The 14,672-nt window shown below is 59.9% G+C and carries 12 protein-coding genes and 1 pseudogene; 3 read left to right on the forward strand and 10 right to left on the reverse strand.

Annotated elements, in window-relative coordinates; all coding sequences use genetic code 11:
- Nucleotides 1–515: 515 nt before the first annotated feature.
- Genes FHT97_RS27065 through FHT97_RS27075 form a run of 3 tightly spaced genes read right to left on the reverse strand, consistent with a single transcriptional unit; the run spans nucleotide 516 to nucleotide 3,738 of the window.
- Complete coding sequence (locus FHT97_RS27065) at nucleotides 516–1,340, reverse strand: sugar phosphate isomerase/epimerase family protein (protein ID WP_183758092.1); 825 nt, start codon at nucleotides 1,338–1,340, stop codon at nucleotides 516–518.
- Between the two features lie 47 nt (nucleotides 1,341–1,387).
- Nucleotides 1,388–2,560 (reverse strand): dihydrodipicolinate synthase family protein, encoded by a 1,173-nt coding sequence (locus FHT97_RS27070; protein ID WP_183864769.1) that lies wholly within the window; start codon nucleotides 2,558–2,560, stop codon nucleotides 1,388–1,390.
- Between the two features lie 2 nt (nucleotides 2,561–2,562).
- Nucleotides 2,563–3,738 (reverse strand): Gfo/Idh/MocA family oxidoreductase, encoded by a 1,176-nt coding sequence (locus FHT97_RS27075; RefSeq protein ID WP_183758088.1) that lies wholly within the window; start codon nucleotides 3,736–3,738, stop codon nucleotides 2,563–2,565.
- 234 nt (nucleotides 3,739–3,972) lie between these two features.
- Here FHT97_RS27075 and FHT97_RS27080 point away from each other — a divergent pair.
- Nucleotides 3,973–5,183, forward strand: a pseudogene (locus tag FHT97_RS27080) (ROK family transcriptional regulator).
- Here the strand turns inward: FHT97_RS27080 and FHT97_RS27085 are convergent.
- The 4 genes from FHT97_RS27085 to hmgA form a co-directional block, all read right to left on the reverse strand.
- Nucleotides 5,174–7,189: a beta-N-acetylhexosaminidase gene (locus FHT97_RS27085; protein WP_183864770.1), complete on the reverse strand. Its 2,016-nt coding sequence runs from the start codon at nucleotides 7,187–7,189 to the stop codon at nucleotides 5,174–5,176. The pseudogene FHT97_RS27080 and the gene FHT97_RS27085 overlap by 10 nt on opposite strands.
- Before the next feature lie 174 nt (nucleotides 7,190–7,363).
- Nucleotides 7,364–8,023, reverse strand: a complete 660-nt coding sequence (gene maiA, locus FHT97_RS27090; protein ID WP_183864771.1) for a maleylacetoacetate isomerase — start codon at nucleotides 8,021–8,023, stop codon at nucleotides 7,364–7,366.
- On the reverse strand, nucleotides 8,020–9,045 hold the full coding sequence (locus FHT97_RS27095) for a fumarylacetoacetate hydrolase family protein (RefSeq protein WP_183864772.1): 1,026 nt from the start codon (nucleotides 9,043–9,045) through the stop codon (nucleotides 8,020–8,022). The genes maiA and FHT97_RS27095 overlap by 4 nt, the downstream gene beginning before the upstream one ends.
- 16 nt (nucleotides 9,046–9,061) lie before the next feature.
- A complete protein-coding gene (hmgA, locus tag FHT97_RS27100) occupies nucleotides 9,062–10,423 on the reverse strand; it encodes a homogentisate 1,2-dioxygenase (protein WP_183758081.1) in 1,362 nt (453 codons plus the stop codon).
- Nucleotides 10,424–10,491: 68 nt separating this feature from the next.
- On the opposite strand from hmgA, the gene FHT97_RS27105 reads away from it, so the two are divergent.
- The gene (locus FHT97_RS27105; protein ID WP_183758079.1) at nucleotides 10,492–10,944 is read left to right on the forward strand and encodes a MarR family winged helix-turn-helix transcriptional regulator; all 453 of its coding nucleotides are present in this window, start codon (nucleotides 10,492–10,494) and stop codon (nucleotides 10,942–10,944) included.
- A 6-nt stretch (nucleotides 10,945–10,950) separates the two neighbouring features.
- On the opposite strand, the gene FHT97_RS27110 is transcribed toward FHT97_RS27105, so the two are convergent.
- On the reverse strand, nucleotides 10,951–11,424 hold the full coding sequence (locus FHT97_RS27110; protein WP_183758077.1) for an Lrp/AsnC family transcriptional regulator: 474 nt from the start codon (nucleotides 11,422–11,424) through the stop codon (nucleotides 10,951–10,953).
- Nucleotides 11,425–11,551: 127 nt separating this feature from the next.
- On the opposite strand from FHT97_RS27110, the gene hppD reads away from it, so the two are divergent.
- Nucleotides 11,552–12,661, forward strand: a complete 1,110-nt coding sequence (gene hppD / locus FHT97_RS27115) for a 4-hydroxyphenylpyruvate dioxygenase (protein WP_183864773.1) — start codon at nucleotides 11,552–11,554, stop codon at nucleotides 12,659–12,661.
- Nucleotides 12,662–12,681: 20 nt separating this feature from the next.
- Here hppD and FHT97_RS27120 read toward each other — a convergent pair whose 3' ends face one another.
- Together FHT97_RS27120 and mmsB are read right to left on the reverse strand one after the other, a co-directional pair.
- Nucleotides 12,682–13,599 carry a DMT family transporter gene (locus FHT97_RS27120; protein WP_183758073.1) on the reverse strand — a complete coding sequence of 306 codons (918 nt, stop codon included), beginning with the start codon at nucleotides 13,597–13,599 and terminating at the stop codon, nucleotides 12,682–12,684.
- Between the two features lie 88 nt (nucleotides 13,600–13,687).
- Nucleotides 13,688–14,572, reverse strand: coding sequence for a 3-hydroxyisobutyrate dehydrogenase (gene mmsB, locus FHT97_RS27125; RefSeq protein ID WP_183758071.1), 885 nt, complete (start codon nucleotides 14,570–14,572; stop codon nucleotides 13,688–13,690).
- Nucleotides 14,573–14,672: the final 100 nt, after the last annotated feature.

Consider the following 14,672-nt stretch of genomic DNA (forward strand, 5'->3'; position numbering starts at 1 on the left):
GGGAACCTTGGCATGGCTCGCATGCCCTCGACTGCTCAGGGTCTCATGCGTGCCTCTGGAAATGATGGTTGGCGACACTTCGGTGCGCGGACTAACCGAAGGCTGTCTCCTGTGCTCGGCAAGGATTGATCAGTTTATTCAGTAGAAAGTTCCCCGCGGGGAACTGCAGGATATCGATCGGAGGATGGTTGTCGTGCGGTGAGCAGACGCGTCTTCCTGGCCCAGAACCACGCACTCATAAAGCCGCCGGACGGGGAAGATTTGTCGTAACTGCGGTTGACAAATCACCCCCCAATCCGGGATTCTGAAAGAGCGGAATGACCACGGCAGCGAAAGAATCGACTCTGAGAGACCGATTTTTGTCCCTTGACCGACGCTTGTCGCCCGCAAGCACGGCCCGAAAGCGCAAGTCCGGGAAAAGTTGCGTCATGCATAGCGGAAGTAACGACCGCATTTGCTGCCGTAACGAAAAAACATCATGGTTAACCAAGTATTTAACGGCGCCTCTCGCAGACTCAGCAGACACTCCTGAAACGCTCAACACATGTCGAAAGTACCTGTTCGCCAGGCTGCTTCCACCAGTTCCCGGCCGAAAAGATCTCGACCTCCTGGGCTCCATGGTAGCCGGCGGCCTCAATCGAACGGCGGATTCCTCTAAGGTCGATCACGCCGTCCCCCATCATCCCGCGATCGAGCAAAAGGTCCGTTGTTGGCACCAGCCAGTCGCAGATGTGGTGGGCGAGGATCCGGCCAGCTGCTCCCGCCCGGGAGATCTGCTGTTCGAGTTTGGGGTCCCACCACACATGGTACACGTCGATTGCGACACCTATCCCGTCACCGAGAAGATCGCAGATGTCGAGCGCCTGCTCGAGGGTATTCACACAGGCTCGGTCGGCTGCATACATCGGATGGAGAGGTTCGATGGCGAGCGGTATGCCGGCGGAGCGTGCGTGCGGGAGGATCTGGGCGATACCGTCGGCCACCATCTCGCGGGCCTCAGCGATGTTTCTTGATCCGACAGGCAGACCACCGACAACAAGGACGAGGCAGTCGGCGTTAAGAGCCGCTGCCTCGTCGATGGCCTTCCTGTTGTCGTCGATTGCCGTGGCGCGGGCCGCTGGATTGCCAGCAGGAAACATGCCGCCGCGGCATAGTCCCGTCACTTTCAATCCGTTTTCGGCGACAATGCGCGACGCCTCCGCAAGACCGATCGCGTGAACCTGGTCGCGCCATGGAGCGATCGCGACGATATCCTGTCTGAGGCATGCATCGACGGCCTGCCGCATGTTGTACTGTTCGCGGACGGTCGCGAGGTTGATCGATAGGCCGTCGACTGGCATGCGCGTTTCTCCCTTCCCACGTCATTGCGTGACGTGCTCTTGGTTTTTCAGATTCCAGCTGTTGCGAGGATTGTCTTCATTCGTTCAGTTGCCAGATCCGGGTCCCGAAGCATCCGGGCCTGGTCGGCAAGCCGGAACAACTCGGCAAGATGAACCATCGAGCGAGTGCTCTGCTGACCGCCGAGCATCTGGAAATGGCTCTGGAAGCCGTTGAGGTAGGCAAGGAAGACAACGCCGGTCTTGTAGAACCGCGTCGGCGCCTTGAAGATGTGCCGAGACAACGGCACGGTCGGGGCGAGAATGGCGTGGAATCCTGTGAGGTCGTCTGCTGCGAGCCTATGCAAGGCGGCGCTGGCCGCAGGGGCAATGGCATCGAAAATTCCAAGCAGCGCGTGAGAATATCCCTTCTCGTCGCCTGCGATGAGTTCTGCATAGTTGAAGTCATCGCCGGTATACATCTTTACCGCAGGATCGAGCCGGCGACGCATGACGATTTCCTTCTCGGCCGAAAGAAGGGAAATCTTCACGCCATCTACCCGGCTCGCGTGGTCGTTGATGATGGCGAGCGCTGTCTCCATGGCCGCCATATCGTCACGGGATCCCCAATAACCCGCAAGAGCGGGGTCGAACATGTCACCGAGCCAATGGATGATCACCGGTTCGCGGACCTGTCGCAGGATCCGGTCATAGACCCGGACATAGTCTTCGGGACTTTTCGCTGCGGCGGCCAGGGCGCGGCTCGCCATCAGAATGATACGACCTCCCTGCCCCTCGATATAGTTCACCTGTTCTTCATAGGCCCGAATCACGTCGTCGATGCCGACGTCAGGCCCGGGAATGAGATGATCCGTGCCTGCGCCGTAGGCGATCAATGCATCGGAACGATTGCGCGCGGCGGACTGGACCTCTGCAATCAGCTCCCTGGCTCCCGCCCAGTCGAGCCCCATGCCGCGTTGGGCTGTGTCCATGGCTTCTGCAACGCCAAGGCCGAGGTCCCACAGGTGTTCGCGAAACGCCACCGTGCGCTCCCAATCTATATTGCGGTCGAGCCAGGGATCGTTGTCGGCCAGGGGATCGACGACCACGTGTGCTGCTGCATAAGCGACGCGATTGAATGCATGTCCGCCGGCCGGGCGCTCGGGCGCGGCCAGTGGTTGGTTGGCGATGGTGTAGTGCTGGAGCGTGCGGCCAGAAACAGGAAGGTGGAGTGTCGTCGCCATCCTCAGGCAACCTTGCGAGCGACGGAGCCAGCGAGCGGGGGCACATTGACCCAGCGTCGCTCCTTCCAGCTCTTTTGCGCAAGCTCGGCGAGTTGAACGCCCTTGGCCCCTTCCCTCAAGGTGAACTTCCATGGCGCGTCCTCGACGACGTAACGCAGGTAGTCCTCCCACTGCGCCTTGAAGCCGTTGTCGAAGACCTGTGTTTCGGGAACTTCGTCCCACGTCCTGTAGAAATCGATCGTTTGTGGCTGGTCCGGGTTCCACACCGGCTTGGGGGTGTTGACGCGATGCTGGGTCCAGCACTTGGTTAGGCCGCAAACCGCCGATCCATGAGTGCCGTCGACCTGGAAGGTCACGAGGTCATCACGACGGACGCGAACCGCCCAGGACGAGTTGATATGAGCAACGATGCCCCCCTCGAGTTCGAAGGTCGAATAGGCGGCATCATCAGCGTCAGCCTGGTAGACTTCGCCATTTTCGTCGACGCGGCTTGGAATGTGGGTTGACGCATAGCAGCTGACGGCCTTGACCTCGCCGAAGAGGTTGTCCAGCACATAACGCCAATGCGGCAGCATATCGAGGATCATACCGCCGCCATCGGCAGCGCGGTAATTCCAGGAGGGCCGTTGCGCGGCCACTCCCCAGTCCCCCTCGAACACCCAGTAGCCAAACTCCCCACGCACTGAAAGAATCCTGCCAAAGAAACCGCTGTCCTTCAGCAAGGCGATCTTTCGCAGGCCCGGCAGATAGAGCTTGTCCTGAACCACGCCGTTCTTGACGCCGCGCTCCTCTGCGAGGGAAGCAACGGAGAGCGCTTCCTCTAAAGTCTCCGAGATCGGTTTTTCGCAGTAGACGTGCTTTCCGGCTTCGATGGCCTTCCTCAGCAAGGCGACGCGCATCTGGGTCGAGCCTGCGTCGAAAAAGATCTTGTTGTTCGGATCGGCAAGCGCGCTATCGAGATCGGTGGTCGTTCGGGTCAGTCCATGCTTGCGGGCAACCGCCTCGATCTTGTCCGCGTTGCGGCCGACGAGGATCGGGTCCGGCATCAGGCGATCGCCATTTCTAAGCAGGAGCCCGCCCTGCTCCCGGAACGCCAGGATCGATCGCACCAGGTGCTGATTATAGCCCATGCGGCCGGTAATACCATGCATGATGATGCCAAGCGAAATCGTCGCCATCTGTTCTTCCTCCCAATAAATAACTATTTAGTTACATAAGTGACATGCGCGATCGGAGCTGTCAACCCGGACCTGGCGCGTGCTCACTTCTCAAACAATGCGGGCAATATCAAAATCTAGCGCCCCCGGAACAAGGCCGACCGGAATCCCCACGCGGACAAGAGGCTGGATATCGCACGTCGAACAACGTAAGCGAAAACTGACATGCCTTTTTTGAACTGACGCATCGAGCATATGAAGCCAATTTCAAGAACCAACCTCGAGCAGGCCAAATGTCACAATCGGCGTGTGGTGATTGAAGCGATCCGAACGAACGGTCCCCTGTCGCGGGCGGCAATTGCGCGGTTGACGGCCCTCACGACGCAAACGGTGTCGAATATCGTCGAGGAGCTGGAAGTGGCGATGCTCCTCACGGCGGACGCTGCCAAAAAGATCCCACGCGGGCAGCCTGTCAGGCTCTATTCGATCAACCCGGACGGGGCCTACTCCATTGGCCTGGACCTGGAGCGCGACCTTGCGGTGGGCGTGCTGACCGATCTTGCGGGACGCGTTCGGGCGCGAGTGGAAAGAGCTGTCGAACGGCCAACGCCAGCCGAGGCGATGCCTGTTCTTGCCGAAATCGTGCTGGAACTCCAGCAGGCCTTCCCGCTCGATAGCGCTCGCCTGCTTGGCGCCGGCATCGCAATGCCCGGTCGCTACGCTACCGAGGTGTGACATTACTTAGTCCGGTAACGTTGCCCGACTGGCAGGACTTTCCCGTGGCGAGCAAGCTTGCGGACCGTCTCGGTATGCCGGTCCTTGTCGAAAACGACGCGGCCGCAGCGACAATCGGGGAGCGGCTTTACGGCGTGGGGCGCGGCCTGACCAGTTTCGTCTATCTCTTTCTTGGCGGAGGCATCGGCGCCGGCCTGTTCCTCGACGGCCAGCTCTACAAGGGCAGCCGCAGCAACGCTGGCGAGATCGGTCACATGATTGCTGTCTCGAACGGTCTGCCTTGCGTCTGCGGCAAGCGCGGTTGCCTGGATCGTTATGTGTCTCTCGGGGCTGCCTATGATTATCTGAATATCACAGCCCATGGACAGGCCTGGACCCGTTCCCCCGACATCGTGGCCGGGCTTAGCCAGGACCGGATCGACGCATGGGCAGAAACTGCTGCCGAAGCCATGCGGCAGACGATCGATGTTCTCGAACTCGCCTTCGACCCCCAGACGATCGTTCTCGGCGGCTCGATGCCGACGCGTTTGCTAGAAGGACTCGCGCGCCGTCTCCAGCCCTTGCACCGGCCGGTCGATCCCGGCCAGGAACGTGTTCTGCCGCGCATCATGACCGGTGCGATCGGTAGGGATACGGCCCTTCTTGGTGCCGCGGCACTGCCGATCTTCTCGGAAACGAATCCACAGTTCGACGTTTTGCAAAAGCCGCTCAGGCAAAGGCCTCAGGAGTAGCGGTAGAGGATCGGCATCAGGCCCGCGAGCGCCTTGAACCGCTCCCAGGACTTGTCCTCGGGTCTTGTCCAGGCACTCTCGGCCAGCGCCGAGACCCGTGGGAATACCAGGCGGTCGAAGACGGCGCGGTCGGTCATCGGTTCCGACCAGATGCAGGCCTGGATGCCACGCAGCTTCTTTTTCTGCTCAGCGCTCCAGCCTTCGACCGGATCGAAATTATAGAGCGTCTCGGGCTCCGACCATCCTGCCCAGCTGGCGCCGGGCTCATCCCAATCCGGGCTGTTTGCCATGTCGAGGTAGTAGACCTGTCCGGGGCAGACAACCATCTCGTAGCCTTGCCCGGCAAGCGCTGCTGAGACTTCGACGCTCCGCCAGCCGCAGAGGTAGCTTTTGTCCTTGTCGATGACATTGCCATGCGCGGCTTCCTCCCAGCCGCCGGTGATGCAGCCTTGCTCGGCAAGGAACTTTTGGATCCTTGCGAGAAAGATGGATTGCAAAACGGCCGCACCCGACCCGTCGATATCATCTGCTCCATGGGTATTGGTGATAACGTTGAGCCGCTTGGCGTGCTGATTGGCAACGATGTCTCCACCGATCTCTTTGAGCTTCGCTAGCGCTTCGGGCGAGCCCGACCAGGCGCCCAGCGGAACTTCATCCGCCCCGATATGAATCGTCCTGAAGGGAAAGAGTTCGATCAGTTCGCGGAAGATGGTTTCCAGTACCTGATAAGTCTGCTCGCGCGCCGGATTGATGCAATTGTCCGGAAAGCCCTGGACGGAATAGTAGCTTCCGGCTTCCTGCGGATCGCGAAGCTCCGGGATCGCCTGTTGCATGGCATAGCAATGTCCAGGCACATCGATTTCAGGAACAATTTCAATGCCGAGCCCACCTGCATGCGCAACGATCTCTCGGACCGCCGCCTTCGTGTAATATCCGCCTGTCCGCGCCGCACCCGATCCTAGGAGCGGCGGGATCGCCAGCCCGTGTCCGCGCCAGGCGCCGACTTCGGTCAGGGCAGGATAGGCGTCGATTTCCACGCGCCAGGCCTCGTCGTCCGAAAGGTGCCAGTGGAAACGGTTGATCTTGTTCCAGGCAAGGATGGCGAGCAGTTTCTTGATTTCGGACGTCGCATAGAACTGTCGAGCAACGTCGAGATGCAGGCCGCGCCAGCCCATGGTCGGCTCGTCGCGGATCTTGCCTTCGACAGGAAAGCGGAAGGCGTGGGGATGAAGATGTGCACCTCGCCAGATCTGACCAAGCGTGATCAGGCCATAGAGGAGGCCGGCGCGAGTGCTGGCCGAAACCTGTATTGAATCTCCGGCGAAAGATATGTCGTAGGCCTCCGCGGCAAATCCGTCGACGACATCAAGATTGACGGGCATGCCGCCTTCAGAGGCTGGCCGAACAATTCCCTCGACAGCAAACAGCTGCTCGACGAGGGTAACAAAGGCATCAGCCGCGGCATGTGCCAAGGGGTTGCTCGCGTTGATCGAGAAGCCGGGTGGGGCTTGCCGCTTCCCCGATACGGACACCTCTGAGGGCCAAGGTACGATCGCGACCGGCACCGGTGGATCGGCTGGAACGGGATAGATTTGCGCGCCGCGCTTCAAGGGAGCATTGTTTGCGAGTGATCGGGTCGGTTCGACCGAAAGCGATAGCGTGCTGCCATCGGCAAAGGCAAGATAGGCACCCGTTGCACCGTCCGTCCAATGCTGGAACGGCCAGCTGAGTGCGGAGATCGCCAGTGACCAGGTCTTGCCCGCGCCCAGCTCGAAATTTTCCGGCGGCAGGAACTCGGTAAAGTTCGACAGTCTGCGGCTGACGGTCCCGCCCTCGATCCGGACGGCCGGATCCACCCGGCCGGGACCGCTGATGCAGAGGGTGAAATGGGAGATCGTCTTGGTCGACAGGTTCTTGAGATTGAGCGTGTAGGCCTGTGGTGCTTCGTCCGTCGCAGGCCGCCATGTGGCCTCGAGCCGCAGGGCGTGCTGGCGCTGTGTCAACATGAATATCTCTCGATCGTGTTGGTTGGTTCCAACATTCGCTACGAATGCAGGACGCGGATAGTCACTTAGTCAATCAACTTGATTTAATCAGGCAACCGTTGACAACGTCAACCCGCTGCCATCTACGCTTCGCACGAAAGTTGCCGTTGCCCAGGACAACGTCCGGACGGGCGCTCACGGAGCGGGAGGAAGCGAAGCGGTCTGGCGGGCAACATCGGGATGAGCGGCCTTGAAGGGCGTCAGCGCACTGCAGGCTTCGGCGATCTTTTCGATACGCGGGAAAGCTGAAATGTCGAGGCCCCAGCGGCGGGCGTTGTAGACTTGCGGCACCAGACAGAGGTCGGCCATGGTCGGCTCGTCTCCGACGCAGAAGCGACCCGTCCCTGGATCGTCGAGCATTCGATCGAGCCCGCGAAGCCCGTTCCCGATGAACTTTTTCATCCATTGGCCTCGCGCATCCTCGTCGCCTGTGAGACGCACGACATGTGCTGCGACATGCAGATTGCATATAGGATGAACGTCCATTGCGACAGCGTAGGACAGCGCCCTCACCCGCTGCCGTTTTTCGGGGGTATCGGGCAGCAAACGCGCGTCCGGTCGGGTCTCTGCAAGGTATTCGATGATCGAAAGCGATTGGGTCAGTGTTTGCCCGTCGATACTAAGGCTGGGGACCAGCCCTTGCGGGTTGACGTCGAGGTAGGTTTCGGTCTTGTGCGCAAAGGCAAGCAGATCGATCGGTACGGTCCTGTAGGCAAGCCCCAGGAGTTCGAGTGCGATCCGAACCCGGTAGCAGGCCGAGGAGCGCCAGTAGTCGTAAAGGACGATCTCTGTCATGGTTGCTGCTCCAGAGTTTGACGCTGCACCGTTTGCTCGATCGCACCGAAGATCGATGCGCCGCTCATGTCGGTCATTTCGATACGAACGGTATCACCGAATTTCAGAAAGGGCGTGGCCGGCCGACCAAGGCGGATGGTCTCGATCATCCGGAGCTCGGCGATGCAGGAATATCCATCACCACCTTCGGAAATCGACATACCGGGCCCACCGTCCTTCTTGTTGGAAACGGTGCCCGAGCCGATGATCGAGCCCGCCGACAGCGCACGTGTCCTGGCGGCATGCGAGACCAGTTTTGCGAAGTCGAACGTCATATCAATGCCGGCATTGGCGCGACCGAAAAGTCTCCCGTTGACGCTGACGAGAAGAGGAAGGTGGACCTTTCCGTCCTTCCAGGTGTCGCCGAGTTCATCCGGCGTCACTGCGACTGGCGAAAAGGCCGATGCGGGTTTTGATTGAAAGAAACCGAATCCCTTGGCGAGTTCATCCGGGATGAGGTGGCGCAGCGAAACGTCGTTGGCGAGCATGACGAGCCGGATTGCGCTGAGTGCCTGATCGGGCGCAGCCCCCATCGGGACGTCGTCGACGATCACCGCAACCTCGCCCTCCATGTCGATGCCGTGGCCTTCATCGCAGGCAACGATCGGATCGCAAGGGCCGAGAAAACTGTCAGAGCCGCCCTGGTACATCAGCGGGTCGGTCCAGAATGTCGACGGCATGGCTGCATTGCGTGCTTTTCTGACCAGTTCGACATGATTGACGTAGGCCGATCCGTCGGCCCATTGATAGGCGCGCGGCAACGGTGAGTGCACGTGCCTCGCATCAAAGGCTTCGGATGGCGCGGTGCCCTCCTCCAGCCGTTCTGCCAGTTGGGCCAGCTGGGGCGCGGCCGTCATCCAGTCATCAAGTGCAGCCTGCATCGTGCGGGCGACCTCGCCCGCGTCACTATAGCGCCTCAGGTCACGTGTGACGATGATCAGCCGGCCGTCGCGGGAGCCATCCTTGAGTGTGGCAAGCTTCATGGGATCAGTCCGTGATTCATGGCTTGATGCCGGGGGTTCCGTCGAAGCGCCGCTCGAGCCCCTCCCAGCAATCGATGTAGTCATCCTGGAGGGTCTCCAGTTCCGCTGCATATCGGGTTAATTGCTGTGGAAAACGGGTTTCGAACATAAAGGCCATCGTGTGATCGAGCTTGACCGGTTTCAGTTGGCTGTTTGAGGCCTTTTCGTATCCAGAGGCGTCAGGACCATGCGGCAGCATCATGTTGTGCAGGCTCATGCCACCGGGCACGAAACCCTTTTCCTTGGCATCGTATTGCCCATGGATCAGGCCCATGAACTCACTCATGATGTTGCGATGATACCAGGGTGGTCGGAACGTATGCTCGGCCACCATCCAACGCGGCGGGAAGATCACAAAATCGACATTTGCGGTTCCCTCTTCGCCGCTTGGCGCCGTAAGCACAGTGAAGATCGAGGGGTCCGGGTGGTCGAAGAGAATGGCTCCTACCGGCGAGAAGGTCTTCAGATCATATTTGAACGGCGTGTAGTTGCCATGCCAGGCAACGACGTCCAGCGGGGAATGTCCGATCTCCGTCACGTAGAACTTGCCGCACCATTTCACATGGACGCGGCACGCCGCCTCCTTGTCCTCGAAGGCGGCGACGGGCGTCTTGAAATCCCGGGCATTCGCCAGGCAGTTGGCACCGATTGGACCGCGATCCGGCATGGTGAACTTCGCACCGTAGTTTTCGCAGATGTAGCCCCGCCACTCCGATCCCTGTCCGAGAGTGGTCACCTTGAACATCATTCCACGGGGGATGAGGCAGATTTCGGTTGGCTCGACCTCCATGATGCCCATCTCCGTGAAGACCTGGATTGTCCCGACCTGCGGAACGATGAGGAGCTCGCCATCGGCATTGAACGCATAGTCGTCGATCATGTCGTCCTTGAAAGCGTAGGCATGTGCGGCCATGCCGACCTGGGTCATGATGTCGCCGGCTGCCGTCATCGTCCTGATGCCAGCAAGAAAATCGGTGTGCCCGGCGGGGATCGGGATAGGATCCCACCTGAGCTGGCCAAGCGGCAACGCGTGGTCATCAAGGCAGGGCGCGGACTTCCAGAACGGATAGCGTTCATTATCGAAGCGCCGCGTGTGACGCACGCTCGGCCTGATCCGATAGAGCCAGGAGCGCTCATTTGTTCCTCGAGGCGCAGTAAATGGCGAGCCGGAAAGCTGTTCAGCATAAAGACCGTAGTTGCATTTCTGCGGGCTGTTCTGGCCTTGGGGCAAAGCTCCTGGCAACGCCTCGGTCTCGAAATCGTTGCCGAAGCCGGGCATGTAGTCCAGCTCGCTCGTTCCAGCCTGTGCACGGGATCGCGGTGCGTCGGTCGTGTCCATGCTTGCATCTCCTCCACTCATATAGTTACAAACGTAACCGTCGATTTTGTAACTATCAAGGAGCGGCCATGGCGGGTGAATTCGAGCTCGACGGTTTCATTCCCTACCGACTCAACCGCGCGTCGGAACTGATAAGTCTTTCGTTTGCGCGCCAATACAAGTTGGAGTTCGATCTGACGCGGCCTGAATGGCGCACGCTGGCCGCACTCGGCAGTGTCGGCGTGATGACGGCGACGGAAATCGGTGCACATTCGCACATGCATAAGACCAAGGTCAGTCGTGCCGTCCGCGCACTCGAGGAGCGGCATTGGCTAAAACGCATTCCGAGCGAAACCGACAGACGTTTCGAGCAGATCGCGCTCACGTCGCAAGGGCAGCAACACTATCGAAAGATTACCCTGCTGGCCCGCAAGTATCAGGAGACGGTGCGAATGACGCTTGGCGAGGAGGCCATCCGGCACCTCGAACTTGCGCTTTCGGCAATCGAGACCTCTGCCGGGCTGCACCGTAGATCCAGGTGAGCTACGCTACGCTCCGCCGAGGGGATAGCCTTGGAAGTTCTTTAACGTGTCGAGCACGATCGAGGTTTTCACATGCTGGACGGATTCATGCGGCAGCAGCACCTCGTTGACGAAGCGTGAAAGACCCGAGAGCCCGCGGGTCGCGATCTTCAGGTGATAGTCCATCTCGCCAGTCAGCGCATAGGCTTCGAGAACCTCGGGAAGACCGTTCACCAATTGCGCGAACCGCCGGGCGTTGTCGCGATTGTGGGTCGCCAGCGTGACCGAAATGACGACGAGCAGGTTGAGCCCGAGCTTGTCCGGATCGAGGTTTGCCTGATAGCCGCGAATGAAGCCTTCGGCTTCCAATCGCGTTCGCCGCCGCGAGCATTGGGAAGCCGACAGGGCGATGCGTTCGGACAGTTCCATATTGGTCAACCGTCCGTCGTTCTGAAGCTCGGCGAGGATCTTGAGGTCAAATCCATCCAGCTGCTCAGACATTGTATAATCCGCCGCTCTTGTGCATGTTTCGTGCGCATATTTTGCAAATTGCACTCACAATGCAAGTACATTGCACGAAAGAAAGCCCATAATTTGCATCAAATGGCTACTGCCGCAGGAGGAGCAAATGGGCCCGTATCCACACGACGCACCGCCGTCAAAAATCACCGCGGACAATCCCGCCGGAACGGATGGATTCGAATTCGTCGAGTTCGCGCACCCGCAGCCCGAGAAACTGGCCGAACTGTTCACCCGTATGGGCTATCGGCCGGTCGCAAAGCACAAGAGCAAGGACATCACCGTCTGGCGCCAGGGCGACATCAACTACCTCGTCAATGCCGAACCGGATAGCCACGCCATGCGCTTCGTCGACGATCACGGCCCTTGCGCGCCGTCGATGGCGTGGCGCGTCGTCGATGCCAGGCATGCCTTCGATCATGCCGTTGCCAAGGGTGCGACACCTTACGAGGGCAACGACAAGACCCTCGATGTGCCGGCGATCGTCGGTATCGGTGGGTCGCTTCTCTATTTTGTCGAGCGCTACGGGAAGAAAGGCTCGGCTTATGATCTGGAGTTCGATTGGCTCGGGGAACGTGATCCGCGCCCCGACGGTGTCGGTTTCTTCTATCTCGACCACCTGACCCATAATGTCTATCGCGGCAACATGGACAAATGGTGGGATTTCTACCGCGAACTCTTCAATTTCAAGCAGATCCACTTCTTCAATATCGACGGCCGCATCACCGGCCTGATGAGCCGTGCGATCACCTCGCCCTGCGGCAAGATTCGCATTCCGTTGAATGAATCGAAGGACGAGACCAGCCAGATCGAGGAGTATTTGAGGAAGTACAGGGGGGAAGGCATCCAGCACATCGCTGTCGGCACCAATGCCATCTACGAGGCCACCGACAACCTTGCCGAGAATGGCCTACGCTTCATGCCCGGCCCGCCCGAAACCTACTACGACATGTCCGTCGAACGCGTTGCAGGCCATGACGAACCGCTACATCGGATGCGCAAGCACGGCATCCTGATTGACGGCGAAGGCGTACTCGATGGCGGCACGACAAAGATCCTGCTGCAGATCTTCTCGAAGACCGTGATCGGCCCGATCTTCTTCGAATTCATCCAGCGCAAAGGCGACGAAGGTTTCGGCGAGGGCAACTTCCGGGCGCTCTTCGAATCCATCGAAGCCGACCAGATTCGCCGCGGCGTCATCAAACCGGCCGCCGCCTAGCGACCGACGCAAACTGCAAATCAGTGGCCGTCGGGGGCAACAGCTTCCGGCGGCACTGTTTCGAGCAGGTTCTTGCGATGAAAGATGAACAGACCGGCGACAACGATGATCGTGCCTCCCGTGATCACATAGAGATCCGGAACATCGCCGAAGAACAGATATCCGAGCGCGATCGCCCAGATCAGCAAACTATATTGCAACGGTGCCAGCAGCGACGCCGGGGCGAGCTTTAGCGAACGCGTGATCAGGAGGTGGGCGCAGGAGGCAACGACACCGAGGGCCAGCATGCCGCCGAGTTCGACCGGCGAAGTGGGCTGCCAGGCGCCGATCGAAAGCACCGCACCGACGATGAGGGCGGCGATCATCTGCCAGGTTACCAGCGTGGTGTCGCTGGTATTGCGGAGATATCGGTTCAGCACCAGCGCCATCGAAAACGAAAGGCTGCCGACAATGCCGAAAAGCGAGGGTAGCGACAGCATCGCCGAGGATGGACGTAGCGCGATCACCACGCCGCAGAAGCCGACAAAGACTGCGAGCCAACGGCGCCAGCCGATCCGCTCGTTGAGGAAGAAGTGCGAGAGCGCGGCGACATAGATCGGCCCCGCCATGTAGAAAGTCATGACATCGGCGAGCGGCAGATAGGCGACGGCGGCATAGAACAGGCCGACATCGAGCGTGGCCAAAAGCACGCGCAGAAACTGCAACCCCTTCTGCTCTACCCTGAAAAGCTGGGCAGGGCCTTGCCTCGCGATCAGCGGCCCAAGGATGATGAAGCATCCGAGCGAGCGGATGAGCAGCACCTGCCCGACCGAAAAGCTCGTCACCAGCCACTTACCCATCGCGTCGTTGAGGGCGAAGAGAAAGTCTCCGAGCAGCATCAGGACGACGCCCATCAACACGAGGTTCTTGAGGCCCGTCGCGGTAGATTGTGGCTGCATAGTCGGAATTCCCGTCACCCATCGCTGCCTTGCTGCAGCAGGTGGGGCCGTCGCGTATATCGACCGGAGTGTCAAGCCGAGGCAGCGGCTATTCCGTCTTGCCCCGCAGCATTTCAATGATTGCGGAGAAATCGCGTCCGCCATTCCCCTGCTTCTCGAAAAGAGCATAGAGCTGCGACGCTTCGGCGCCGAGCGGTGTGGAAGCACCGGTCGATAGCGCCGCCTCTTGTGACAGGCGCAGGTCCTTCAGCATCAGCGCCGCGGCAAAACCCGGCTTATAGTCGTTGTTCGCCGGTGAGGTCGGGACGGGGCCCGGGACCGGGCAATAGGTGCTGATCGACCAGCATTGCCCCGACGAGGTCGAGGCGACATCGAACAATGCCTGATGCGAAAGGCCGAGTTTTTCACCGAGCGCGAAGGCCTCGCAGACACCGATCATCGAGATGCCGAGGATCATGTTGTTGCAGATCTTGGCCGCCTGCCCGGCGCCTGCCTCCCCGCAATGGACGATCTTCTTGCCCATCGCTTCCAGGATCGGCTTTGCCTTTGCGAAAGCCTCGGCAGAACCTCCGGCCATAAAGGTCAGCGTGCCCGCTGCCGCACCACCTGTGCCTCCGGAAACGGGCGCATCGAGAGAAAGGCACCCGGCGCTGACTGCCATCTCATGGGCCTTGCGAGCGCTGTCGACGTCGATCGTGGAGCTATCGATGATAAGCGTACCGACGGGGATCGAGCGAAGGATATCCGTCCATGCACTGAGCACATGCTTACCCTGTGGCAACATCGTCACAACGATCTCGGCGCCCGAAACCGCCTGACTGATGTGGCTTGCCGCCTTCACGCCGTGTTCTTCCGCGGCTTGCAGGACAGGCGCGGCCAGGTCGAAGCCGGTGACCTCATGGCCCGCCTTGACGAGGTTGGCGGCCATCGGCCCACCCATGTTGCCAAGGCCGATGAAAGCGATCGTTGCCATGCCGTTCTCCAATGAAAGAACACAAGGGGCAAGACACCGCCATTTGCCGGCTTTTCCTTGAGTTCCGTTTCGTTCTGACCGGCATTGGCGCCGATCGACC

The organism is Rhizobium sp. BK399 (genome assembly GCF_014194695.1).
Classification (GTDB): domain Bacteria; phylum Pseudomonadota; class Alphaproteobacteria; order Rhizobiales; family Rhizobiaceae; genus Rhizobium.